Below are 23,527 nucleotides of genomic sequence, written 5' to 3' on the forward strand. Positions count from 1 at the left end.
CATGACCTTACCCCGTCTTCGCCGTTCCCTCGGCTCCCTGCTGATCGCAGCGGCCTGCGCCTCGCTTGCCCATACCACCGCCGCCGCCGCGCCTGCCGCCACCCCGCAAACGCAAGCCAGACACGCCATCACGCACGAAGACGTGTGGCTGATGAAACGCGTGGGCGCGCCCGTCGCCAGCCCTGACGGAAAGTGGGCCGTGTTTTCCGTCGTCGACAGCGCCTACGACAACAAGGACCAATGGTCGGACCTGTGGATCAAGTCGCTGCTTGATGACAGCCCCGCGCGCCGCCTCACGTATTCCAAGGGCGGCGAAGGCGCCGTGGCCTGGTCGCCGGACAGCCGCCAGCTGGTGTTTGTCGCCAAGCGCGACGGCGATGAGGCGGGACAGATCTACCGCCTCGACGTGGCGGCTGGCGGCGAAGCGCAACGCCTGACCTCGCTCACCCTGGGCGCGCGCATGCCGAAATGGAGTCCGGACGGCAAGCAATTGCTGTTCATCAGCGACATTTATCCAGGCAACAAGACGGAAGCCGACGTCAAGCAAAGCGCGAAAGAGCGCAAGGAGCGCAAAGTCAGCGCCCGCTCGTATGAAACGACGGCCCCCCGCTATTTCGACAAATGGCTGACGGACAAGCAGGTGCGCCTGTTCATCGTCGATGCGCAGCCTGAAGCCAAGGGTGACAACACCGCGCGCGACATCCTGTCGGGCACGCAACTGGTCACTCTGCCCGGCTTTGGCGGCGGCCAGGGCGACGAGGGACAATCCTTGGACGCCGTCTGGACGCCCGATGGCAAGGCTGTCGTCTTCAACGCCGCCAGCAACCGCGACGCGGCCCAGCGCGAAGCCGTGGTCTCGCAACTGTATCTGCTGCCCGTGGCCGGCGGCGAAGCGCAGCGCTTGACGCAGGACAAACACAGCTACGGTTCCCTGAAATTCGCGGTCGACGGCAAGACCCTGTTCGCCCTCAGCGATGCGGAGACGCCCGGTAAAGTGTATGACGTGAAGCGCCTGGCCAGCTTCGCCTGGCCGATGAGCAACCCCGCGCCAACGATATTGACGGCCAAGCTGGACCGTTCGATTTCACGCTACGTGCTGCCCGCAGACGGCAAGCGCGTCCTCTTCAGCTACGAACATGCGGGCCTGGAAAAGCTGTACTCGATCGACGCCAAAGGCGGCGAGGTGCGCGAAGAACCATCCTTGCCGACGGGCAGCATCAACTCGCTGAGCAGCGGCGGCAAGGCGCTGGTCGGCGTGTGGGAGTCATCCATCAACCCGCCGGAAATCTATGCTTTCAACGGCAAGCAGCCGAAGCGCCTGACGGCCTTCAACACGGACAAGGCAGACAAGATCGACTGGCAGGCGCCCGAGCACTTCTGGTTCAGCACGGCCGACGGCCGCCGCATCCACAACATGCTCGTCAAGCCGGCCAACTTTGATCCGAACAAGAAGTACCCGCTGTTTACCGTCATCCACGGCGGCGCGGCCAGCATGTGGCGCGACCAGTTCGTGCTGCGCTGGAACTATCACTTGCTGGCCAAGCCAGGCTATGTCGTGCTGCTGACGGACTACAAGGGTTCCACCGGCTATGGCGAGGAATTTGCGCGCTCGATCCAGTTCGACCCCTTGAAAGGTCCGGGCGATGAAGTCAACCAGGGCGTCGATGAAGCCATCAAGAAATATCCATTCATCGACGGCACGAAACTGGCTGCCGGCGGCGCCAGCTATGGCGGCCACCTGGCCAACTGGCTGCAGGCGACCACCACGCGCTACAAGGCCATCGTCTCGCACGCGGGCGAAATGGATTTGATCATGCAGTGGGGCACCAGCGATGGCGGTTTCGGCCGTGAAACGAATGCGGGCGGCCCCGTCTGGTCGAACCTGCCCGTATGGCGCGACCAAAGCCCCGTCATGCAAGCGGGCAACCACGAAAAAGGCACAGGCTTTACCACCCCCATCCTGATTACCGTGGGCGAACTCGATTACCGCGTGCCGGCCAACAATGCCTTGATGAACTTTGCCGTGCAACAACGCCTGAACGTGCCGGCGAAATTGCTGGTCTTCCCGGACGAAAACCACTGGATCTTGAAGGGCGAGAACAGCCGCTTTTTCTATAGCGAAGTCGAAGGCTGGCTGGCCAAATACCTCAAATAAATCCTGAAACGTTCTTGATAAACAAAAGCCAGGCTCCGCTCACGCGGGCCTGGCTTTTTTCATGCGCTCTGGACAGCTGCCACGGCCGACTTCTGGCGCCGGATCGCCAGCACCAACAGGGCGGCGACCAGGCAGGCGGCGCCGGCTGCGAACAGGGCCGGATTGTAGGTCAGCATCAGGGTGCGGATGCGGCCCGCGCCATACGCGGCCACGGCGGCGCCCAACTGGTGGCCCGCGAAGATCCAGCCAAACACCATGCCCGCCCGCTCCTTGCCAAACGTGGCGCCCACCAGTTTCACGGTCGGCGGCACGGTAGCGATCCAGTCCAGGCCGTAGAACATGGCGAACAGCGACAGGCCGTACAGGGTGAATGCCGAATACGGCAGCCAGAACAGCGACAGGCCCCGCAAGCCGTAGTACCAGAACAGCAGTTTGCGGTTGTCATAGCGGTCCGACAGCCAGCCGGACAAGATCGTGCCGAACAGGTCGAACGCCCCCATCATGGCCAGCACGGAGGCGGCCGGCACGGCGGACAGGCCCGAGTCGCCGCACAGGGAAATGAAATGCGTCTGGATCAAGCCGTTGGTGCTGAGGCCGCAGATAAAGAAGGTGCCAAACAGTATCCAGAAGGTACGATTGGAAGCCACGCTGCGCAGGATCAAAAAGGGCGTGGCAAACGTCATCTTTGCCGCGGGCGGTGCCGCCAGCGGCGTGGCCGGGTCGGCGCCGTAGGGACGCAAGGCCAGGTCCTGCGGCCGGTTGCGCATGCACAGGAAGGCCAGCACGGCGACGATGGCGCAGGCGATAAACACGGGCAGGACGGCCGTGCGCCAGCCGTAGTGCTCGATCAGCCAGGCGCCCACGGGCAGGAACAGCAACTGGCCCGTGGCCGAGCTGGCCGTCAGCACGCCCACCACCAGGCCCCGGTGCGTGTCGAACCAGCGGTTCGCCACCACGGCACTCAAGACCAGCGCCGTCATGCCCGAGCCGAGCCCCAGCAGGATGCCCCACAGGGCCACCAGATGCCAGAACTGCGTCATGCGCGTGGCCAGCAGCATGCCGCAAGCGATCAGGCCCAGGGCCACGCAGATGATATTGCGCAAGCCGAAGCGCTCCATCAGGATGGCGGCAAACGGCCCCATCAAACCGAACAGCACGAAACGCACGGCCAGGGCCGAGGAAATCTGCTCGGCATCCCAGCCGAACTCGCGGCTCAGCGGCTGCATCAAGGCCCCGGGCAAGCCCAGCGCGGCCGATGACGTCAGCGCCGTGAGGAAGGTGATGGCGACGATGACCCAGGCGAAATGCATGCCGCGCCGCTCCAGCCATTGCGATACAGGAAGGGAAAGCATGCTGTCCTCATGAGAAAAAGTGGATGCCGACCGGCACCAGCCGATGGGAATTTTTCTCATGTTATATTATGATCGTAATTTATACAATCAAAAAAACTGGAGCGACACTGCTGCGTGCCGCTCCAGTCCTGGCTGCAAGCCTTGTGAAAGCGCCGCTTATTTCACTTTCAAGCCATTCTTCACGTCCTTCACGCCTTCCACGCCACGGGCCAGGTCGGCCGCTTTCTGCACTTGCGCCTGGGAAGGCACGAAGCCGCTGAGCATGACGACGCCGTTCACCGTTTCCACGTGCACGTCCAGCGCCTTCAAGTCGTTGTCCTTGACGAGGTCGGCCTTGATTTTGGTGGTGATGACGGAGTCGGACATGGCCGTCTTGGTGCTGCCGGCCGCATTGCGCGTCACGCAGGCGGCCTTGGCCGTCGCATCCATGGCGTCGCAGTTTTCCTTCGTGGTGGCGGGCGGATTTTGCGCCACGTTGGTGCCGGCCTTGGCGCCCGTGTTGGCGTCGGCCAGCGCGGCTGTTTTCGCCGCCTTGGCATCGTTCATGCACGTGGTCTTGTCGGCGCCCGTACGGTCGCCGCACTTGGCCTTGGCCAGGTCATACTCGGCATTGGCGACGTCCTTGCGCGCCTTGCCCAGTTCGCGCGGCGTGTTGCGGTATTGCGCCACGGCGTCCGATTCCGCCTTGGCGCGCGCTACCTTGGCTTCTTCCACGCAGACTTTTTTCGCGTTGCCGCTCTGCGCATCGCAGGCGGCCTTGGCCTGCTTGTAGTCGGCCGTTGCCTTGTCCGTCAAGCTCTTGTACGAGGCATCCTGCGCATACGCGGGCGCGGCGGCAAGCAGGGCGCTGGCACTGGCGGCCAGCATGAGTGCGATCATTTTGTTCATGATGGTTCCTCTCTGGTTAGTTGATGCCCAGATTAGACCCCTGCCGCGTTCAAAGCTCCGTGCGACAGCACACGCTACACCTGAAAATCACCGTCATTTGTCGCTGCTCAAGCCCATCCGCCATAAAACTTGCGCCTGTTCAAATGGTGAAGCAGTCCCATCAAATGCCGTGTCGCCATCGGCCAGCGCCAGCCATGCCTGCGTATCGTGCGAACCACCGGCCACGTCGCCGCTGGCGCGCACGCCGCGCATCCAGGCCAGCACCTGCTGGTGCTGACCGGGGTGGCGGCCATACATCCACGCCAGGGCCACCAGGTCCGCATAGGCCTCTTCGCGGCGCGTCTCGCGCAGCTCCTGCGCCAGCGCTGTCAACTTGCCTTGCTGCCGGCTGCGCGGCTCGACAAAGCCGCGCGGCAAGGCGTGCCAGTCGCCCTGCGCATAGCGCTGGCAATGGCCGATTTCATGCGCCGTCATCGCTTCCATCATCAGGGCGTGGCGCGCGGATGGCACGCCTTGCAAGACGCTGTCCGCCTGCGCATTGCCACGCAAGGACAGCACCAGCTTGCAGCGCCCTGCTTCATAGCCCAGCGCCAGCGGCACGGCGCCGGGCGCATCCTGGGGCTGCACGATGATATCGATGGGCAAACCTTGCGCGCGCGCAAACGCGATGACGGGCTGGCCCGCCTGCAGCCAGCGCGTTTCCAGTTCAGTCAGCCCGGGACCAGCCACGGCGGGCAAAACGATGAGCAAGCTCATCAGCAAGAGCGGTTTCAACATGGGATAGACGGGAAGAAAGGAGGATTTACCACTGCAGAGTAAGCGGTGGACGTATTTCCACAAGGAAAAACTGGCAACTTTTTGCAAATAAAGTCGAAAAAAAACCGGTGCGCAAGGCACCGGCTTTTCAGACTGAGAATAATCAAGGTCAGCTTATTTCTTCGTCATCTTATCCAGCGCGCGGGCCGTGACGAATTCCGGGCGGATATCGTTGGGCACGGCCTTCATCTTGTCGAGCGCCAGCTGCACTTCAGGGCGGATCACCACGTATTTCGTCATCATCGCTTGCGCGCGCGCATAGTCGCCCGTCGCCTCGATGGTCAGGAATTCGCGGTCCAGGTCGATCACGGCTTGCTTGATCTTGGCAAAATCGACGCCGAACTTGCCATCGCCCAGCGAGACAAAGCCGCCCTTGTCGAGGATGTAATTGATCTGGATGGCCATGCCGCGCGCGTGCGAATCCGTCAAGCCGAAATGCAGCGTGCGGAAACCGGAGGCAAGGAAGGTGTTGTACAGCTTGCGCTCGGCCGCCTCGCCCTGGCCCAGAGTGTCGTTGAGTTGCCCCTTGTCCATCATGTAGCGCAGCGCAAACAGGCCCGTGATGTCGGCCTTGGCTTCTTCGATGGTCGAATAGGCTTCCTTCAAGTCCTGGCGCGGCGTCGATGGCTTGCCGTCGACGACGGTCGCGTGCGGGCCCAGGCCGTGCATGATTTCGTGCGCGAGGATGTGCGTGAAGAAGGAATTGAAATCCACGTCCTGCTGCGCTTCGGGCGTCAGCACCAGTTTCGAAATCGGCGTCAGGGTGGCCTTGAACTTGGCTTCCTGCACGTTCTTCAGCATCACGCGCTTGGAGCCGCGCGCGCTGATGATGCGCTCGTCGTTGGGCAGGTTGTAGGCGGCCGTCTGCACGGCCATGTTGCCGTCGCCGGCGCCATACACCTGGTTGACCACCACCATCGGCGCCAGCGCGCCCACTTTCGGGTTGCGGTACTGGGCGTCGAGCGGCAGGTTGTCTTCCAGCTCCTGCATGTGTTTGGCGAAGAAATTGAGCTTTTGCGTCTCGGCCTGGTCGCGGATGTTCACGTACGCCTCGAACGCGGCCTTGTAGCCGAACAGCTCGTCGTTGTACGTTTCATACGGGCCGATGGTGATGTCGACGGGCGAATCGAGGTCCATCCAGGCGAAGTCGGACGGCAGATAATCGTTGTCGAGGAAAGCCTTGGCGCGCAAGGTGAGGAATTTCTTCAGCGACGCATTGTCCGTGGCGGCCGCCGCTTCATCGAGCAATTTGGCCAGCTGTTTCAGCTCCACCTTGTATTCATCCGAATACTTGACGGTCTGGTATGTGCCGTCCTTGCCCGCGCGGATGGTGGTAAAAAACCATTGCGCCTGCTGCTTGTCGTCCGCCGGCAAGCCGTTCATCCACGTTTCCAGGCTGGCCTTGGTGGCGCCCTGCGGATAGAAATTGCCCGCTTCCGGCTTGTGCGCGGGAATGGCGATGCCCGCATAGCTGGCCGGCATGAACGAGGCGTGCGCGTCGAGCACCGACCATGGGCCCTTGTTGATCCAGAAATAGTTCAGGCGGGCCTGGCCCAGCTTGGATTTGTCCTTCTTCAAGGCCGCCCACAGCGCTTCATTGCCGGACCAGCGCTGGCGCAGCTGCAGCACGTCGACCAGCTTGGCCGCTTCGACCAGCTTGGCGATGGCCTGGCGGTCGCCCTTGGACAGGTGGGTGACATCGGCCGTCAGCGCGACGGGCGCGTAGCGGGCGCTCATGGCCGTCAGTTGCTGCGCGGTGGCCGGGGTGGCTGGCGCGGCGGCTGGCGTTGTGGCGCAGGCGCTGCCGACGGCGGCGGCCATCAGCAGGGGAATCAAGAGTTTTTTCATGGAGGTCTCGGTTGGATTTTTCTCAGACGCGGCGGGCGCGGATGGCGCGCTACCGCTTTCTTGCTCAGCCTGCGATTGTCCCACCTGCCCCCATGGCATGGCAAGCGGCTTACCAGACCTTGTACACCTGCCCCGTCTGCGCCCCTTCCACGCTGCGGCTGTAGGCCAGGGCCACGCGGCTGGCGGCGGCCGGCTCGAAGCCGTAGAAGAAGGGGCCGTACGATTCCAGCGATTCGGCCAGCACCGTCGGGCTGACGACATTGATGCGCACGCCGCGCGCCAGCTCGATGGCGGCGCCCCTGACAAAACCTTCCACGGCCGCGTTGGTCATGCTGGCGGCCGCGCCGAAGCGGATAGGCTGCTCGGCCACGATGCCGCTGGTGAGGGTGATCGAACCGCCGTCGTTCAGGTATTCCTGTGCCACCAGCGCCACATTGACCTGGCCCATCAGCTTGCTTTCCAGGCCCAGTTGGAATTGCTCGGGGGTAAATTCGGCCAGGGGGCCGAAATGCAGCTTGCCGGCCGTCACGACGACGGCATCGACCTTGCCGATGCGCTTGAACAGGGCGCGCACTTGCGCGATGTCGCCCATGTCGGCCTGGTGCGTGCCGCTGCGGCTGCCCACTGCGATGATTTCATGGCGCTGCGCCAGTTGGGCGGCGACGGCCGTGCCGATGGTGCCGCTGGCGCCGATGATGACGATTTTCATGCTGCTTCCTTGTGTGGGTTGAACGATGGAGCCAGTATGCGCCGCTTACGAAAAGGAATAAATACGCTAGAATTTACAAGATTACTAATCTGTAGTTTGCAATCGGGATGCCATGGATAAATTGCGCAGCATGGAGATTTTCGTCGCCGTCGTCGATGCGGGCAGTTTCACGGCCGCCGCCGAGGCGTTCCAGATTTCGCCCGTGATGGTGGGCAAGCACATCAAATACCTGGAAGAGCGGCTGGGCGCGCGGCTGCTGGCGCGCACCACGCGGCGGCAAAGCCTGACGGAAATCGGCCAGCAGTATGCGGAACAGTGCCGCCAGATCCTGGCCAGCATCCATGCGGCGGAACGGGGCGCGGAAGCCATGCGCGCGGCGCCGCGCGGCAAGCTGAAGATCACGGCGCCCGTGTCCTTCGGCAGCGAGTGCATCGCGCCGCTGATGGCCGATTACCTCGATGCGTATCCGGAAGTGAGCCTGGAACTGAACCTGAACGACAGGACGGTGGACCTGGTGGAGGAAGGGTTCGATGCGGCCATCCGCATCGGCAAGCTGGAAGATTCCGCCATGGTGGCGCGCGTGCTGCGGCCGTATGCGATGGTGATCTGCGCCGCGCCCGCCTATTTGGCCAGGCACGGCACGCCGCGCACGCCGGCCGACCTGGCGCGCCACGAATGCCTGGACTTCATGCAATGGACGCGCCACGTGCGCTGGCGCCTGGCCAGGAGCGGCGACGACGACGGCAGCCCCGTGCGCGAGAGCCGCTTCCGCTCGAACAACGGGCAGGCGCTGCGCGTGGCGGCCCTGCACGGCTTCGGCATCGTCATGCAGGCGGAGATCCTGATGGCCGGCGACATCGCCGCCGGCAGGCTGGTGCCGCTGCTGGCCGACTACGTACCGGCGCCGCGCCCCATGCACCTCGTGTACGCGCGCGACCGCCAGCCCACGCCGAAGCTGACGACCTTCATCGACTTTCTGCTGGAACGCTACGGGCCGGCGGCGACACCGCCACCGGCCACGCTCACGTAACTAGTTGGATAGCCTTGTCATTTGTTGCTCATGGTTGACCTTGCGACACCGGAGAAAACCGTAGCGAGCGGCAGTGATTTGTGGCCGAGAAGCGCAACCGTACTTTAGTACGGTGAGCATCGCCGGCCGCAAAGCGCGACGCGCAGTAGGTTTTATCTGGTGTCCTTCAATGCTGCCAGCCGGCGCCGAGAGACCTCGCTACGGCGACCGTCGCCAGCAGGCGCTGGGTCTTGATCTGCGCGGCGGCGCGGTCCGCCGCCAGCGAACTGCGCTGGGCATCGGTGACGTCCAGGTAGGTCGAGATGCCGCGCTCGTAGCGCGTGCGCGCCACCAGGTAGGCGCGCGCCGCCGCTGCCTGCGACAAGGCCTGGGCATCGCCCTGCAACTGGCGCTGCTCCACGTCGGACAAGGCATCTTCCACTTCGCGCAAGGCCGTCAGCAGCTTCGTTTCGTGGTTCGCCACGGCTTCCGCATAGCGCGCCTTGCTCAAATCCAGGTTGGCCTGGTTGCGGCCGCCGTCGAAGATGGGCAGGGACAGGGCCAGCGGGCCAAAGCTGAACTGGCGCGAACCGCCCTGCGCCAGGTCGCGCAGCTTTTCGGAGGCATAGCCGAAATTGCCCGTCAATTGCAGCGACGGGTAAAACGCGCCTTCGGCCACGCCCACTTGCGCGTTCGCCGCGCGCAGGCCCGCCACGCTGGACACGAGATCCGGGCGGTGCGCCAGCAGGCTGGCCGGCAGGCCGACGGGAATGGCGGGCGGCAGCGGCAAGATCGACGGATCGGCGGCCACCGGCAATGGCAGCGCCGACGGCGGCTTGCCCGTCAGGGTGGCCAGGCTGTTTTCCAGCTGGTTGCGCTGGCGCTTGACTTCATGCAGGTCGGCCTGGGCGTTCGACAGTTCAACTTTCGCGCGCGCCAGGTCCAGCTCATTCGTCAAGCCCGCATTGAAGCGCGCCTCGACCAGCTGCGCCGACTCGCGGCGCGTGTCCAGGGCGCCATTCAGGATGGCCATTTCCGCGTCCAGCCCGCGCAGCTGCCAGTAATTGCTGGCCACTTGCGCCGACAGCATCAGCAGCACGCCGTCGCGGTCCGCCTGCGCCGCCAGCGCCTGCGCGTCGGCCGCTTCGACCAGGCGTTTCACGCGGCCCAGCAGATCGACTTCATACGACAGCGAGCCGCCGACGGAGAAGTTATTCCCGCTGATCGAGCGGTTGCCCAGGGCCAGGCCCTGCGAAGTGTTGGCCGAGGTGCGCGAGTTCGAGATGCCCGTGCTGACGTTCACGCTCGGGCCCTGGTTGGCGCGCGCCGTGCCGCTTTGCGCCAGCGCCTGCAGCAATCGCTCGCCGGCCGCCTTGACGCTCGGATTGTCCTGCAATGCGCTCTGTTCGAGGCGGTTCAGGGTCGCGTCGCCGTAGATGCTCCACCACTCTTTGGGCAGCTGCGCGGCGTCCGCCGCGGCCGCGCCGTGGCGGAAGGTGTCAATGCCGGCCACGTTTGCCGGGGCGGTGAAATCCTGGCCCACGGTGCCGCAGGCGGTCAGCGCCACGGCAAGGGAAGCGGCCAGCGCGATTTTCGTCATTACTGTTTGCATGATGATTACCTTCTTGTTCTTGAGGGGCTGCTGTGCGCGGTCAATGACCGCCGCCACCGCCACCGGGAGCTTTGAGTTTGTCGGCCAGCCACAGGGGCACGATGCAGGCCAGCAGGATGGCGCCGACGAGGAAAAAGCCGTCGTTGTAAGCCATCACGTAGGCTTCGCGGCGCACGATGCCGTCGATCGCCTGCAAGGCCTGGTTGCCGGCCGTGACGGCGTCATAGCCCTTGGCCATGAACGAGGACGTCAGCTGGTCAATGCGCAGCTGCGTGGCGCTCGAATACGCGTTGATCGCCTCGCCCAGGCGCTGCGAGTGGAAATGCTCGCGCGTGCTCAGGGCCGTGGCCAGCAGGGCGATGCCGATCGAGCCGCCCAGGTTGCGCGTCATGTTGAACAGGCTCGAGGCGGACGCCATGTCCTTCGGCGCGATGCCCTTCATGGCGAAGTTCGACAGGGTCAGCATGACGAAGGGCTGGCCCAGCGCGCGCACCACCTGCGACCACAGCAGCTGGTCATAGCCGGTGGAGGCGTCCATGTAGGCATTCATCATGCACGAGCCGCCAAACAGCAAGAGGCCGAACGAGCACAGGATGCGGTTGTCCACCTTCGATGACAACTTGGCAACGAAAGGCATGATGAACAGCTGCGGCAAGCCCACCCACATGATGACTTCGCCGATCTGCATCGGCGAATAGCCGGCGATCTGGCCCAGGAACAGGGGCAGCAAAAAGGCCGAGCCATACAGGCCCATGCCCGTCACGGCCGACAGCACGGTAGCCACTAAAAAGTTGCGCTGGCCGTACAGAGCCAGGTTGACGAACGGCTCGGCGCGCGTGGCGCTGGTGACGACCCAGCCCAGGATGCCCGTCAGGGCCAGCGCGGCGAAGGCGATGATGAAGCCGGAGTCGAACCAGTCCTTCGAATTGCCCTCTTCCAGGAAGATGGTCAGGCAGCCCAGGCCCAGGGCCATGAAGAAGATGCCCAGCCAGTCGGCCTTCCAGAACAATTTGAGCTGCATCGGCTCCTTGTCCAGGCCATAGATCATGCCGGCGATCAGCAGCACGCCGGGCACCCAGTTGATGTAGAAGATCGAAGGCCAGCCATACAGCTCGGAGAGATAGCCGCCGAGGGTCGGGCCCATGGCCGGCGCCAGGGTCGCCGTCAGGCCGAAAATCGCCATGCCGACGGCGCGCTTCGAGGCGGGCAGCTTGAGCATCACCAGCGTGAACGCCATCGGTATCAGCGCGCCGCCCGTAAACCCCTGCAGCATGCGGAAGACGATCATGCTTTCCAGGTTCCAGGCCGCCCCGCACAGGGTGGAGAACAGCAGGAAGAAAGCGGTGGTGCCTATCATGTAGGCGCGCAGTCCGAACACGCGCGCCAGCAGCGCGGTGAGGGGAATGACGATGATTTCCGCCACCAGGTAGGCCGTGGAAATCCACGAGCCCTCTTCCTGGGTGGCCGACAGCGAGCCAAGGATGTCCCTGAGCGAGGAATTGGTGATCTGGATGTCGAGCACAGCCATGAAGGCGCCCAGCATGCCGGCGCCGACCGCCAGCCAGGTGCGTCCGGAGACTTTCTCGTCGATCACGGGAAACGCCGGCGGCTTCGCCAGCGTGGTGGAAGGGCTGCTCATGGAAGCTTAGCGGGCGGCGGTCTGGGCGGCAGGAGCGGCTGGCGCGGCGGCGTGGCGCGGAGCCTCGGCCTTGTCCGACGCTGGCTGGTTCACTTCCACTTCGGCGATCACCGACATGCCCGGCACCAGGCGGCCATTCATGGCCTTGATGTCTTCCGGCTGGAAGACGATTTTGACCGGTACGCGCTGCACGATCTTGGTGAAGTTGCCGGTGGCGTTATCGGCCGGCAGCAGGGCGAACTGCGCGCCCGAAGCCGGGGCGAAGCTGTCCACCGTGCCCACGAGCTTCTTGCCCGGCATGGCGTCGATGCTCACGTGCACGCTCTGGCCGCGGTGCAGGTCGACCAGCTGCGTTTCCTTGAAGTTGGCGGTGACCCAGACGTTGTCCTGCACGATGGCCGTCAGTTGCTGGCCAGGCTGCACGCGCATGCCCGTTTCCACGTTGCGCTTGCCGATGCGGCCGGCGACGGGCGCCAGGATGCGGTTGTATTGCAGCTGCTGTTCCGCGTCCTTCAGTTGCACGCGCAGCACGGCCACTTGCGCCTTGGCCACGTCGCGCGCAGCTTGCGCCGCGCCGATCTGCGCCTTCGCGGCCGCAGCGCTGTCGCGGCGGGCGGCCAGGTCGGCCACGGCGCTCGAGCGGGCCGCATTGGCGGCGTCGAGCTCCGCTTTCGACACGGCTTTCATCTGGCTCGTGTACAGCTGGCCATAACGCTCCGCATCCTGTTTGGCGCGCAGCAGCTGCGCATCGGCTTGCGCCACTTGCGCCTGGGCCGAGCTCGCTTGCGCCTGCACTTGCGCGATCTGCGCGTCGGCTTGCAGCACTTGCTGCTCGGCGCTGGCGATCTGCGCGGCGATCTGCTCGGTTTTCACGCGCTGGTCGAAGGGATCGAGTTCGGCAATCACGTCGCCCTCTTTCACGATTTGATTGTCGTCAATAAAAACCTTGGTGACGACACCGGAAATACGCGCCGACACGGGATGCACATGGCCGGCCACGTAGGCGTTTTCCGTTTCCACGAAATAGTGGCTGCGGTACCACATGCGCGCGCCGGCGCCCAGCGCGACGAGGACGATCAGGCCGGCGATGATTTTGACGCGCTTGTTCGGTGGTGCGGAGCTGGCGGAAGCGGCGGGCGTGGAAGGCGCGGCGGGGGCTGCGGGTGGGACGGCGCTCAGCACCTTGTGCTCTGCCTGGCCTGGCTGGTTGGACATACTCGCTCCGAAAATGAAATGATATAGGTTCATTATTGGGCAAAGAAAAGCCAAAGTCAAGAAATGAAACGATTGCATTTCATTTTAATTTGCACTACAGTGTGAGCCATCACTTACCCTCCAACTTATAAAGAGACCCCGAGCATGTCCGATCCCGGCCTCAGCGATACCTTGCCTACCGATAAAGAATCCGACAACACCACCGTCGAGCTGACGTGCTGCGGCAAGTCCGCCGGCCGCCCGCGCGCGGCCGACATGGAAGCGCGCATGGAAAACCTGCTGCACGCGGCCGGCTGCCTGTTCCTGGAAAAAGGCTATGGCAAAGTCAGTCTGGAAATGATTGCGCGCGAGGCGCATGTGGCCGTGCGTACGATCTACGTGAAGTTTGGCGGCAAGTCGGGCTTGTTCAACGCCGTGGTGGAACAGCGCCGCGCCGCGTATTTCTCGACCATGCCGGCGCTGGAAACGGATATGCGGCCCCTGCCCGCCATCCTCGGCGAATTCGGCCTGCTGTTCCTGCAACTGGTGACGATGCCGGCGGCGATCCGCCTCAATCGCATGGTGGTGGCCGAAGCGGCCACGCACCCGGAACTGGCGGAAACCTTCTACAAGGTGGGACCGGGACGCACGCGCGACATGCTGATGCGCTTCTTCAGCCGCCCCGACATCGCGCCGCTGTTTCGCGCCGAATTGCTGCCCGAGCAGTTGGCCATGCATTTGCTGATATGCCTGCTGGGCGACCAGATGTCGCGCCTGCTGTTCCCGCCACAGGCCCAACCCGACGTGGAGCGCTTGCGCGCCAGGGTGGCGCTCAGCCTCGACCTGTTCTTGCGCGGCACCTTGCGCGCGCCACTACCGGCCTGATCCGGTATCAGCCAGGGCGGCTGCAGTCTTCGGACACGCTGGACGGCGGCGCGGCTGCCTCGATGGGTTCGCCGTTCAGGCCCAGCGCGCGCAGGAAAGGCTGGGCCGCCGAAACACCATCAAGGCTGAGCGAAGGCTCGCTGCCGTCATGCCGTTCCGGACCGTAGCGCATCAGGTCGAACGAGGTTTCGAAGCGCAGTGCCAGGAAGTAGGTGCGGAAATAATCGAAAGCAAACGCCACCTGGCCATCGGCGCGCAACAGCAAGCCATGGCCGAACAGCGACGCCAGCCAGGTGCCGGCCGGCACGCCCCAGCCCTTCACGCCACAATAATCATTGGCAAAGCGTTCCAGCTCCGCCTCGTCCAGGAACAGGGTCTTGGCCTCGAACATCACGAAGGCCAGTTCGACGAGGAATTCGCGCACGTCCACGGCATCGTCCGCCGCCCCCTGCTGCGGCAGGCCCGTCTTGCCCAGCAAGCCATCGAGGTAGGCACGCTTGCCTGCCAATTGCGGCAGCAAGGTGCTAAACACGTACTCGGCATCCATCTGGCCCATTTCCTGGCCAGTCGGCGTATACAGCACCGACAGGGCAAAACCCTTGCTCACCTCATCGAATTCGCGCAGGGACACCGTCCACTGCGTGCCCGGCTCTCCCGTATCGACCGTTTCCGCGCCAAATTCCAGCACGGCGTAGGCTGCCATCTGGCCCTGCGGGCCGTACAGGCTGCCAGGATTGCTTTTGAACAAAATTCCCAGCGACTTCATCAGTGAACTGGCATCGCCCGTGTGCTGGTGGCCGTGGAACACGGCATGAATATTCTTGTAGCGCGCGCGCTGTTCCGCACTGGCATGCTCGTCGGCAGAGAAGAAGCTGAAACCGGCGCTGCCCAGCGCCGCCGCGGCGACACCCTGCTGGCGGCTGCCCGGTACCAGGTAAAAGCGCGCGCCAGGCTGGCTGGCCGCTTGCAGCAGGGGGCGCAGGAAATACTCGTACACATAGATGGGCGTCGTCTCGGCGCAGGCGTCCGGCGCCACCAGCTGGCCCGTGAAGAAAATGGCATCGATCTGCTTGCCCACCGCCAAAATGGCGGCCACATCCTGATACAAGGCATGCAGCATCACGGCTTGCTCTTGCTCATCAGCTCGGCGCAATCGGACGTCGGCAATATGGAGGGCGATAAATTTTTTCATTGTTGCAAAACTTTCTCAGTACAGCGGAACTTGACCGAACCCTACGCTGGCAACGTTCATGGAAAAATCACACGACCCTGGTCAAGCTTGAGCGAAACATAGTTACAGACCTCCATTCTGCCATTTTTTCCCTACGGCAATACTCACCAATTTTCACATGGCATGCATCCGCCACAGACAAACACGTTTTATCATACAGAGATCAACAGAACCACAAAAAGCCGGAAACTGATTCCGGTTTTTTTGTACTGAAAGTTAATTTCCTAATAAAAACCCGCAATCGCTTGCGGGTTTTTGATGGCCTGGCCGATGTCGCTGCCGTCGCGGCCCGTGTCGATGGCCAGGGCGATGTCGCCGCTTCCTCCACCTGTCGCCCGCATGCGTAATCGTATCTGGGCAATAAAAAACCCCGCAATCGCTTGCGGGGTTTTTAGTGTTACGGCATGGCGCTACAACATCAGCGCTTGCGCGGTGGCGGCAAGTCCGTGCACACGCCTTCGTACACTTCGGCCGCCATGCCGATCGACTCGCCCAGGGTCGGGTGCGGGTGGATGGTCTTGCCGATGTCGGTGCCGTCGCAGCCCATTTCGATGGCCAGCGCGATTTCGCCTATCATGTCGCCCGCATGCGTGCCGACGATGGTGCCGCCGATGATACGGTGCGTTTCCGCGTCGAACAGCAGCTTGGTGAAGCCTTCGGCGCGGCCGTTGGCCACGGCGCGGCCCGAGGCGGCCCACGGGAAGTGGCCCTTCTCGACCTTGATGCCCTTGGCTTTCGCTTCGTCTTCCGTGATGCCGGCCCATGCCACTTCCGGGTCCGTGTAGGCGACCGACGGGATCACCTTGACGTCGAAGTGCGACTTCTGGCCGGCAGCCGCTTCGGCGGCCACGTGGGCTTCATGCACGGCCTTGTGCGCCAGCATCGGCTGGCCCACCAGGTCGCCGATGGCGAAGATGTTCGGCACGTTGGTGCGCATCTGGCTGTCGACGTTGATGAAACCGCGGTCCGTCACCTGCACGCCGGCCTTGTCGGCCGCCAGCTTCTTGCCGTTCGGGCTGCGGCCCACGGCGACGAGCACCAGGTCGTAGACTTGCGGCGCTGGCGCCGTGGCACCCGCTTCGGCCGCTTCGAACGTGACCTTGATGCCTTCCGGCAACGCCTCGACGGCCACCGTCTTGGTCTTGGTCATGATGTTGTCGAAGCGCTTTTCGTTGAACTTCTGCCACACCTTGACGGCGTCGCGGTCCGCGCCCTGCATCAGGCCATCCATCATTTCGACCACGTCGATGCGCGCGCCAAACGTGGAATAGACGGTCGCCATTTCCAGGCCGATGATGCCGCCGCCGATGACCAGCATGCGTTTCGGGATCTGGCGCAGTTCCAGCGCACCCGTCGAATCGACGATGCGCGGGTCTTCCGGCACGAAAGGCAGTTTCACCACGGACGAACCGGCAGCGATGATGGCCTGCTTGAACTGCACGACTTTTTTCGAACCGTCGCCGGCCGTCACTTCGATGTGGTTCGCCGAGAGGAACTGGCCCACGCCCGTGACCACTTGCGTCTTGCGCGCCTTGGCCATGCCGGCCAGGCCGCCCGTCATGTTCGAAATGACACCTTCCTTGTACTTGCGTACCTGGTCGATGTCGATCGTCGGCTTGGCGAACGTCACGCCCGTGTTCGACATGTGCGCCGTTTCGTCGATGACGGAAGCGACGTGCAGCAGCGCCTTGGACGGGATGCAGCCCACGTTCAGGCACACGCCGCCCAGGGTGGCATAGCGCTCGACGATGACCGTCGACATGCCCAGGTCGGCCGCGCGGAACGCCGCCGAATAACCGCCAGGACCGCCGCCCAAGACCATCATGTCGACGTCGATGTCGACCTGGCCGCTGTAATTGCCGGCCGGGATGGCGGCAACGGCAGCAGGGGCCGCAGCGGCTGCCGGAGCGGCTGCAGCAGGCGCAGGAGCGGCCGCTGGCGCAGCGGCAGCCGCGCCTTCAGCAGCTTCCACCACCAGCAGCGCGCTGCCTTCGGCGATCTTGTCGCCGACCTTGACCTTGACTTCCTTGACGACGCCCGCGTGGGTCGATGGAATCTCCATGCTGGCCTTGTCCGATTCGACCGTGATCAGGGACTGGTCCACCTTGATGGTGTCGCCCACCTTGACCATCAGTTCGATGACTTCGACTTCCTTGAAGTCGCCGATATTCGGTACTTTTACCTCTACTGTGCTCATCAATCGCTCCTTACAGCAGAATTTTGCGCATGTCGGCCAGGACTTCGCCGAGGTACACGGAGAATCGCGCGCCCATCGCGCCATCGACCACGCGGTGGTCGTAGGACAGCGAGGTGCCCATCATCAAACGCGGCTGGAAGGCCTTGCCATCCCATACCGGCTTGATCGAGGCTTTCGACAGACCCAGGATCGCCACTTCCGGCGCATTGACGATAGGCGTGAAGTGCGTGCCGCCGATGCCGCCCAGGGACGAGATCGTGAAGCTGGCGCCCTGCATGTCGGCCGGTTTCAGCTTGCCTTCGCGCGCCTGCAGCGACAATTCCGTCATTTCGCGGGCAATCTGCGAAACCGACTTCTGGTCCGCGCCCTTGATCACGGGTACCACCAGGCCATTCGGCGTGTCGGCCGCGAAGCCGATGTTGTAGTACTGCTTGAGGATCAGGTTTTCGCCCTTGGCGTCCAGCGAGGCGTTAAACGCGGGGAATTTCTTCAGCGCGGCGACGGACGCCTTGATCACGAATGCCAGCATGGTCAGCTTGGCCGCATCCTTGTTCTTCGCATTGGCGGCGTTGGTATCGACGCGGAACGCTTCCAGGTCCGTCACGTCCGCTTCGTCGAACTGCGTGACGTGCGGGATCATGACCCAGTTGCGGTGCAAATTCGGACCCGAGATTTTCTTGATGCGCGACAGCGGCAGCAATTCGGTCGTGCCGAACTTGCTGAAGTCCAGCGACGGCCATGGCAGCAGGTCCAGGCCCACGCCGGAACCGCCTTTGGCAGCGACTGGCGCATTTGGCGCGGCAACGGCGCCCGACATCACGCCCTTGACGAAGTTCTGCACGTCTTCCTGGGTGATGCGGCCCTTCGGACCGGAGCCGCCGACCAGCGCCAGTTCCACGCCCAGTTCGCGCGCGAACTTGCGGATCGATGGCGACGCGTGCGCCAGCTTGCCATTCGCTGCAGGTGCGGCGGCAGGCGCTGGTGCGGCAGCGGCTGCAACCGGCGCCGAAGCGACGGCGGCGGCTGGCGCGGCGGCAGCTTGCGCCGGTGCCGCAGCAGGAGCGGCTGCAGGAGCGGCAGCGCCACCGGTCGTTTCCACAACCAGCACCAGACTACCCTTGGCGACCTTGTCGCCGACCTTGACTTTCAATTCCTTGACGACACCGGCGTGGCTCGATGGGATTTCCATGCTGGCCTTGTCCGATTCGACCGTCAGCAGCGACTGGTCGACGGCGATCGTGTCGCCGACCTTGACCATCAGTTCGATGACTTCGACTTCCTTGAAGTCGCCGATATCGGGCACGGTCACGTCGACCAGGGCCGGCGCGCCGGCTGGGGCGGCAGGCGCTGGCGCGGCCGCAGGAGCGGCGGCGGGGGCGGCGTCGGCGGCCGGTGCGGGTGCGGCAGCAGCGGCGGCAGGCGCAGGGGCCGAGGCGTCGTCCGCCACTTCCAGCAGCAGGACCAGCGAACCTTCGGCGATCTTGTCGCCCACGTTGACTTTCAATTCCTTGACGACACCGGCGTGGCTCGATGGGATTTCCATGCTGGCCTTGTCCGATTCGACGGTGATGAGGGACTGGTCGACCTTGACCGTGTCGCCTGGCTTGACCATCAGTTCAATGATCTCGACTTCCTTGAAATCGCCGATATCCGGGACTTTGACTTCCACAATGCTCATAGCTTGCTCCGTTATTTTATTTGTCAGATGGACCCGCACACACGCCAGGGCGGCACTTTCGCACCGCCCTGGCATCATCGGGTCCGCACAACGATTACTGGGTCACCGGATTCGGTTTGTTCGCGTCGATGCCGTACTTGGCGATCGCCTGCTCCACCACCGACACGTCGATCTTGCCTTCGTCAGCCAGCGATTTGAGCGCAGCCACGGTGACATAATAACGGTTCACTTCGAAGAACTCGCGCAGCTTGGCGCGGCTGTCCGAGCGGCCAAAGCCATCGGTGCCGAGCACTTTATAAGTGCGGCCCTTCGGCATGAAGGCGCGGATCTGTTCTGCAAACGCGCGCATGTAGTCGGTCGTGGCGACGATCGGGCCGTCCGTGTCCTGCATCAGCGACGTCACGTACGGCACGCGCTGCTGTTTCGACGGGTTGACCATGTTCCAGCGTTCGGCATCCTGGCCATCGCGGGCCACCAGGGTCAGCGACGGCGCCGACCACACGTCCGCGGCCACGCCCCAGTCGTTTTCCAGCAATTCGGCGGCGAAGATCGATTCGCGCAGGATGGTGCCGCAACCGATCAGCTGTACGCGCAGCTTGGCGTCAGCCTTGCCTTCTTGCAACTTATACATGCCTTTCAGGATGCCTTCTTCCTGGCCCGGCTTGATGCCTGGCTGGGCGTAGTTCTCGTTCATGATCGTGATGTAGTAGAACACATCTTCCTGGTTGGCGATCATGCGGCGCAGGCCGTCCTGGATGATGACGGCGACTTCATGGCTGAAGGTCGGGTCGTACGGCATGCAGGTCGGGATGGTCGCGGCGAAGATATGGCTGTGGCCATCTTCATGCTGCAAGCCTTCGCCGTTCAAGGTCGTGCGGCCAGCCGTGCCGCCCATCAGGAAGCCACGGGCGCGCATGTCGGCCGAAGCCCATACCTGGTCGCCGATGCGCTGGAAGCCGAACATCGAGTAGAAGGTGTAGAACGGGATCATGATGCGGTCGTTGGTCGAGTACGACGTCGCCGCGGCGATCCACGAGCTCATGCCGCCCGCTTCGTTGATGCCCTCTTGCAGGATCTGGCCGGCCTTGTCTTCGCGGTAGTACATGACCTGGTCTTTGTCGACCGGCTCGTACAACTGGCCTTTCGGGTTGTAGATGCCGATCTGGCGGAACAGGCCTTCCATGCCGAAGGTACGCGATTCATCGACCAGGATAGGCACCACGCGCTGGCCCAGGTTCGGGTCTTTCAGCAGGGTCGAAATGACGCGCACGAACGCTTGCGTGGTGGAGATTTCGCGGCCTTCAGGCGTCGCTTCGAGCACGTTCTTGAACGCGTCCAGGCCGGGCACGGGCAGGGTTTCTTCCGACTTCTGGCGGCGCTGCGGCAGGTAGCCGCCCAGGGCCTTGCGGCGCTCGTGCAGGTAGACCATTTCCGGCGCGTCGTCGGCAGGCTTGAAGAACGGGATGTCGGCCAGCTTGTCGTCAGGGATAGGCAGCGAGAAGCGGTCGCGCATTTCGCGGATGGCTTCGTCGTCGAGTTTTTTCGTCTGGTGCGCCGTGTTGCGCGCTTCGCCGGACTTGCCCATGCCGTAGCCCTTGATGGTTTTCACCAGCAGGACGGTCGGCTGGCCCTTGTGTTCCTGGGCGATCTTGAAGGCCGCGTAGATCTTGTGCGGATCGTGGCCGCCACGGGTCAGGCGCCAGATGTCGTCGTCGGTCATGTTGGCAACCATTTCCAGCAGCTTCGGATGCTTGCCGAAGAAGTGCTTGCGCACGTAGGCGCCGTCCTTGGCCTTGTAGTTCTGGTATTCGCCGTCGACGGTTTCCATCATGACGCGCTGCAGGATGCCTTCTTTATCTTGCGCCAGCAGGGCGTCCCAGCCCGGACCCCAGATGACCTTGACGACGTTCCAGCCGGCGCCACGGAATTCGCCTTCCAGTTCCTGGATGATCTTGGTGTTGCCGCGCACAGGGCCGTCCAGGCGCTGCAGGTTGCAGTTGACCACGATGACCAGGTTGTCGAGCATGTCGCGCGCGGCCAGGCCGATCGCGCCCAAGGACTCTGGCTCGTCCATCTCGCCGTCGCCGCAGAAAGCCCAGATCTTGCGGTTATCGGTCTTGGCGATGCCGCGTGCGTGCAGGTACTTCAGGAAGCGCGCCTGGTAGATCGCCATGTGCGGGCCCAGGCCCATCGACACGGTCGGGAACTGCCAGAAGTCCGGCATCAGCTTCGGATGCGGGTACGAGGACAGGCCCTTGCCGTCGACTTCCTTGCGGAAGTTCAACATTTGCTCTTCGCTCAAGCGGCCTTCGAGGAAGGCGCGCGCGTAGACGCCGGGCGAGGAGTGGCCCTGGATGTACAGCAGGTCGCCGCCGTGGTCGGCCGTTGGCGCATGCCAGAAGTGGTTGAAGCCGATGCCCAGCATGTTCGCCAGCGAGGCGAACGAGGACAGGTGGCCGCCCAGGTCGCCGTCGGCGCGGTTGGCCTTGACCACCATGGCCATGGCGTTCCAGCGCATCCACGAGCGCAGGCGCTCTTCGTATTCCAGGTTGCCGGGGCAGTGTGCTTCTTGCTTGGTGGGGATGGTATTGACGTAGGCGGTGGTGCTGGAGAACGGGATCTGGGCGCCGCGGCGGCGGGCCAGGTCGACCATGCGCTCCATCAGGTAATGCGCGCGTTCCGGACCTTCATTTTCCAGCACGGCTTCGAGCGCGTCCAGCCACTCCTTGGTTTCCTGCATATCCGGGTCGGTGCCGATCTGTGTCGTTACCTGGTTCAGTTGAGCTGACATCTGTTGAGTCTCCTTTGTGAGCGCCCCACCCCGATTTTCCGGATCGCTGTCGGACGGTATTTCGCTGATTATTTACTATTAAGTCGGTTTAGTGTGGGGATTCTAACAGCGTATTTGGTATTTTTCAAATTACGATATAGCATTTCATATCATGAAATCACACTATGAAATTTATGCTGCACTGCCGCAAATTCTGTGCGGAAATTAGGATGATCAAAGTGCCAAAAACGGCGCCAAAAGAACCGCAGGCCCTTGCGCTTCCTAGGCCACCAGCCCACCAGCAAAACGCATTAACGCCCCAGTCGTCCGCACAGGCTCCCCGGGCCAAGCGGGCCTGAAAAATGTCGAGGGCAAGGCGCGGCGACGCAGACAGTACGCCAGTACGGCAAGGAGCCGCAACGCCGCCATCGGCATTTTCTCAGGCCCGCGTCTCCGGCCCGCTTTTATGCCGGGCCAAGCGGGACTGAAAAACGTCGAGGGCAAGGCGCGGCGACGCAACAGTACGCCAGTACGGCAAGGAGCTGTAACGCCGCCATCGGCATTTTCTCAGGCCCGCGTCTCTGGCCCGCTGCTGCTACGCCTTTGCATAGCCAAAACCGCCCCTTTGCGCCGCCCGGCTTTATAATCTGTCTTTTCCTTCCCACACAGCCTCCTACCATGCCAGCACAACTGATCGACGGAATCGCCCTCTCCCAAAAACTGCGCAGCGAAATCGCCACGCGCGCCGCCGCCCTCACCGCCAAGGGCACCCAGCCCGGCCTGGCCGTGATCCTCGTCGGCGAAGACCCGGCCAGCCAGGTATATGTACGCAACAAGGTCAAGGCGTGCGGCGACGTGGGTTTCCACTCGGTGCTGGAAAAATATGAAGCGGACCTGTCGGAATCGGACTTGCTGGCACGCATCGCCAGCCTGAACGCCGACCCCGCCATCCACGGCATCCTCGTGCAAATGCCCTTGCCCAAGCACATCAACCCGCACAAGGTCATCGAAGCGATCGCCACCACGAAAGACGTGGACGGCTATTCCGTGCTGAGCGCCGGCGAACTGATGACGGGCTTGCCCGGCTTCCGTCCGTGCACGCCGTATGGCTGCATGAAACTGATCGAAAGCACGGGCGTGGACCTGCGCGGCAAGCACGCCGTCGTCATCGGCCGCAGCAACACGGTCGGCAAGCCGATGGCCCTGCTGCTCTTGCAAGCGAACGCTACCGTCACCATCTGCCATAGTGCGACCCCGGACCTGGGCCTGTACACGCGCCAGGCCGACGTGGTCGTGGCCGCCGTCGGCCGCCGTAACACCCTGACGGCCGACATGATCAAACCGGGCGCCATCGTCATCGACGTGGGCATGAACCGCGACGATGACGGCAAGCTGTGCGGTGACGTGGATTTTGCCGGCGTGAAAGAAATCGCCTCCCACATCACGCCCGTACCCGGCGGCGTGGGTCCGATGACGATCACCATGCTGCTGATGAATACGGTAGAGGCCGCCGAGCGCATTTAAGAGGAGCACCTAAGACAATG

Annotated in this window: 16 protein-coding genes; 4 read left to right on the forward strand and 12 right to left on the reverse strand. The window is 63.3% G+C overall.

Features of this window, described 5'->3' with window-relative positions; genetic code table 11:
• The first annotated feature begins 1 nt into the window (after position 1).
• Positions 2-2,155: a prolyl oligopeptidase family serine peptidase gene (locus AC3RCJ_RS24095; protein WP_492963596.1), complete on the forward strand. Its 2,154-nt coding sequence runs from the start codon at positions 2-4 to the stop codon at positions 2,153-2,155.
• A gap of 59 nt (positions 2,156-2,214) precedes the next feature.
• Here the strand turns inward: AC3RCJ_RS24095 and AC3RCJ_RS24100 are convergent, their stop codons facing one another.
• From AC3RCJ_RS24100 to AC3RCJ_RS24120, 5 genes are all read right to left on the reverse strand, one after another.
• Positions 2,215-3,507, reverse strand: coding sequence for an MFS transporter (locus AC3RCJ_RS24100; RefSeq protein ID WP_492963594.1), 1,293 nt, complete (start codon positions 3,505-3,507; stop codon positions 2,215-2,217).
• A gap of 156 nt (positions 3,508-3,663) precedes the next feature.
• Positions 3,664-4,395, reverse strand: a complete 732-nt coding sequence (locus AC3RCJ_RS24105; RefSeq protein ID WP_492963592.1) for a BON domain-containing protein — start codon at positions 4,393-4,395, stop codon at positions 3,664-3,666.
• A gap of 93 nt (positions 4,396-4,488) precedes the next feature.
• A complete protein-coding gene (locus tag AC3RCJ_RS24110) occupies positions 4,489-5,172 on the reverse strand; it encodes a hypothetical protein (RefSeq protein ID WP_492963590.1) in 684 nt (227 codons plus the stop codon).
• A gap of 153 nt (positions 5,173-5,325) precedes the next feature.
• Positions 5,326-7,059, reverse strand: coding sequence for a dipeptidyl-peptidase 3 family protein (locus tag AC3RCJ_RS24115; RefSeq protein ID WP_492963588.1), 1,734 nt, complete (start codon positions 7,057-7,059; stop codon positions 5,326-5,328).
• A 109-nt stretch (positions 7,060-7,168) separates the two neighbouring features.
• A complete protein-coding gene (locus tag AC3RCJ_RS24120; RefSeq protein ID WP_492963586.1) occupies positions 7,169-7,768 on the reverse strand; it encodes a short chain dehydrogenase in 600 nt (199 codons plus the stop codon).
• 112 nt (positions 7,769-7,880) lie between these two features.
• Here AC3RCJ_RS24120 and AC3RCJ_RS24125 point away from each other — a divergent pair, with 112 nt between their 5' ends.
• Positions 7,881-8,798, forward strand: a complete 918-nt coding sequence (locus AC3RCJ_RS24125; protein WP_230539778.1) for a LysR family transcriptional regulator — start codon at positions 7,881-7,883, stop codon at positions 8,796-8,798.
• 166 nt (positions 8,799-8,964) lie between these two features.
• Here AC3RCJ_RS24125 and AC3RCJ_RS24130 read toward each other — a convergent pair whose 3' ends face one another.
• The 3 genes from AC3RCJ_RS24130 to AC3RCJ_RS24140 are packed head-to-tail and all read right to left on the reverse strand — an operon-like array spanning position 8,965 to position 13,243.
• Positions 8,965-10,389, reverse strand: coding sequence for an efflux transporter outer membrane subunit (locus tag AC3RCJ_RS24130; protein ID WP_492963584.1), 1,425 nt, complete (start codon positions 10,387-10,389; stop codon positions 8,965-8,967).
• Between the two features lie 40 nt (positions 10,390-10,429).
• Positions 10,430-12,028, reverse strand: coding sequence for a DHA2 family efflux MFS transporter permease subunit (locus AC3RCJ_RS24135; RefSeq protein ID WP_492963582.1), 1,599 nt, complete (start codon positions 12,026-12,028; stop codon positions 10,430-10,432).
• A 6-nt stretch (positions 12,029-12,034) separates the two neighbouring features.
• Positions 12,035-13,243 (reverse strand): HlyD family secretion protein, encoded by a 1,209-nt coding sequence (locus AC3RCJ_RS24140; RefSeq protein WP_492963580.1) that lies wholly within the window; start codon positions 13,241-13,243, stop codon positions 12,035-12,037.
• Positions 13,244-13,387: 144 nt separating this feature from the next.
• Between AC3RCJ_RS24140 and AC3RCJ_RS24145 the strand changes: the two genes are divergently transcribed.
• Positions 13,388-14,107: a TetR/AcrR family transcriptional regulator gene (locus AC3RCJ_RS24145; protein ID WP_492963578.1), complete on the forward strand. Its 720-nt coding sequence runs from the start codon at positions 13,388-13,390 to the stop codon at positions 14,105-14,107.
• A gap of 7 nt (positions 14,108-14,114) precedes the next feature.
• Here the strand turns inward: AC3RCJ_RS24145 and AC3RCJ_RS24150 are convergent, their stop codons facing one another.
• From AC3RCJ_RS24150 to aceE, 4 genes are all read right to left on the reverse strand, one after another.
• Positions 14,115-15,227, reverse strand: coding sequence for a hypothetical protein (locus AC3RCJ_RS24150; RefSeq protein ID WP_492963576.1), 1,113 nt, complete (start codon positions 15,225-15,227; stop codon positions 14,115-14,117).
• Between the two features lie 529 nt (positions 15,228-15,756).
• Complete coding sequence (gene lpdA / locus AC3RCJ_RS24155; protein WP_492963574.1) at positions 15,757-17,535, reverse strand: dihydrolipoyl dehydrogenase; 1,779 nt, start codon at positions 17,533-17,535, stop codon at positions 15,757-15,759.
• Between the two features lie 10 nt (positions 17,536-17,545).
• Positions 17,546-19,213: a dihydrolipoyllysine-residue acetyltransferase gene (gene aceF, locus AC3RCJ_RS24160; RefSeq protein ID WP_492965245.1), complete on the reverse strand. Its 1,668-nt coding sequence runs from the start codon at positions 19,211-19,213 to the stop codon at positions 17,546-17,548.
• A 94-nt stretch (positions 19,214-19,307) separates the two neighbouring features.
• The gene (gene aceE / locus AC3RCJ_RS24165; protein ID WP_492963562.1) at positions 19,308-22,004 is read right to left on the reverse strand and encodes a pyruvate dehydrogenase (acetyl-transferring), homodimeric type; all 2,697 of its coding nucleotides are present in this window, start codon (positions 22,002-22,004) and stop codon (positions 19,308-19,310) included.
• A 657-nt stretch (positions 22,005-22,661) separates the two neighbouring features.
• Between aceE and folD the strand changes: the two genes are divergently transcribed.
• Positions 22,662-23,507, forward strand: a complete 846-nt coding sequence (gene folD / locus AC3RCJ_RS24170; RefSeq protein WP_492963560.1) for a bifunctional methylenetetrahydrofolate dehydrogenase/methenyltetrahydrofolate cyclohydrolase FolD — start codon at positions 22,662-22,664, stop codon at positions 23,505-23,507.
• The last annotated feature ends 20 nt before the right edge of the window (positions 23,508-23,527 follow it).

This window comes from Janthinobacterium sp. GW822-FHT07H11, from assembly GCF_058798615.1.

Excerpts from the sequence above, each read along its gene's own strand:
- AC3RCJ_RS24095 (WP_492963596.1), top strand. The coding sequence starts at position 2 with ATGACCTTACCCCGTCTTCGCCGTTCCCTCGGCTCCCTGCTGATCGCA.
- AC3RCJ_RS24100 (WP_492963594.1), bottom strand. The coding sequence starts at position 3,507 with ATGCTTTCCCTTCCTGTATCGCAATGGCTGGAGCGGCGCGGCATGCAT.
- AC3RCJ_RS24105 (WP_492963592.1), bottom strand. The coding sequence starts at position 4,395 with ATGAACAAAATGATCGCACTCATGCTGGCCGCCAGTGCCAGCGCCCTG.
- AC3RCJ_RS24110 (WP_492963590.1), bottom strand. The coding sequence starts at position 5,172 with ATGTTGAAACCGCTCTTGCTGATGAGCTTGCTCATCGTTTTGCCCGCC.
- AC3RCJ_RS24115 (WP_492963588.1), bottom strand. The coding sequence starts at position 7,059 with ATGAAAAAACTCTTGATTCCCCTGCTGATGGCCGCCGCCGTCGGCAGC.
- AC3RCJ_RS24120 (WP_492963586.1), bottom strand. The coding sequence starts at position 7,768 with ATGAAAATCGTCATCATCGGCGCCAGCGGCACCATCGGCACGGCCGTC.
- AC3RCJ_RS24125 (WP_230539778.1), top strand. The coding sequence starts at position 7,881 with ATGGATAAATTGCGCAGCATGGAGATTTTCGTCGCCGTCGTCGATGCG.
- AC3RCJ_RS24130 (WP_492963584.1), bottom strand. The coding sequence starts at position 10,389 with ATGCAAACAGTAATGACGAAAATCGCGCTGGCCGCTTCCCTTGCCGTG.
- AC3RCJ_RS24135 (WP_492963582.1), bottom strand. The coding sequence starts at position 12,028 with ATGAGCAGCCCTTCCACCACGCTGGCGAAGCCGCCGGCGTTTCCCGTG.
- AC3RCJ_RS24140 (WP_492963580.1), bottom strand. The coding sequence starts at position 13,243 with ATGTCCAACCAGCCAGGCCAGGCAGAGCACAAGGTGCTGAGCGCCGTC.
- AC3RCJ_RS24145 (WP_492963578.1), top strand. The coding sequence starts at position 13,388 with ATGTCCGATCCCGGCCTCAGCGATACCTTGCCTACCGATAAAGAATCC.
- AC3RCJ_RS24150 (WP_492963576.1), bottom strand. The coding sequence starts at position 15,227 with ATGCTGCATGCCTTGTATCAGGATGTGGCCGCCATTTTGGCGGTGGGC.
- lpdA (WP_492963574.1), bottom strand. The coding sequence starts at position 17,535 with ATGAGCACAGTAGAGGTAAAAGTACCGAATATCGGCGACTTCAAGGAA.
- aceF (WP_492965245.1), bottom strand. The coding sequence starts at position 19,213 with ATGAGCATTGTGGAAGTCAAAGTCCCGGATATCGGCGATTTCAAGGAA.
- aceE (WP_492963562.1), bottom strand. The coding sequence starts at position 22,004 with ATGTCAGCTCAACTGAACCAGGTAACGACACAGATCGGCACCGACCCG.
- folD (WP_492963560.1), top strand. The coding sequence starts at position 22,662 with ATGCCAGCACAACTGATCGACGGAATCGCCCTCTCCCAAAAACTGCGC.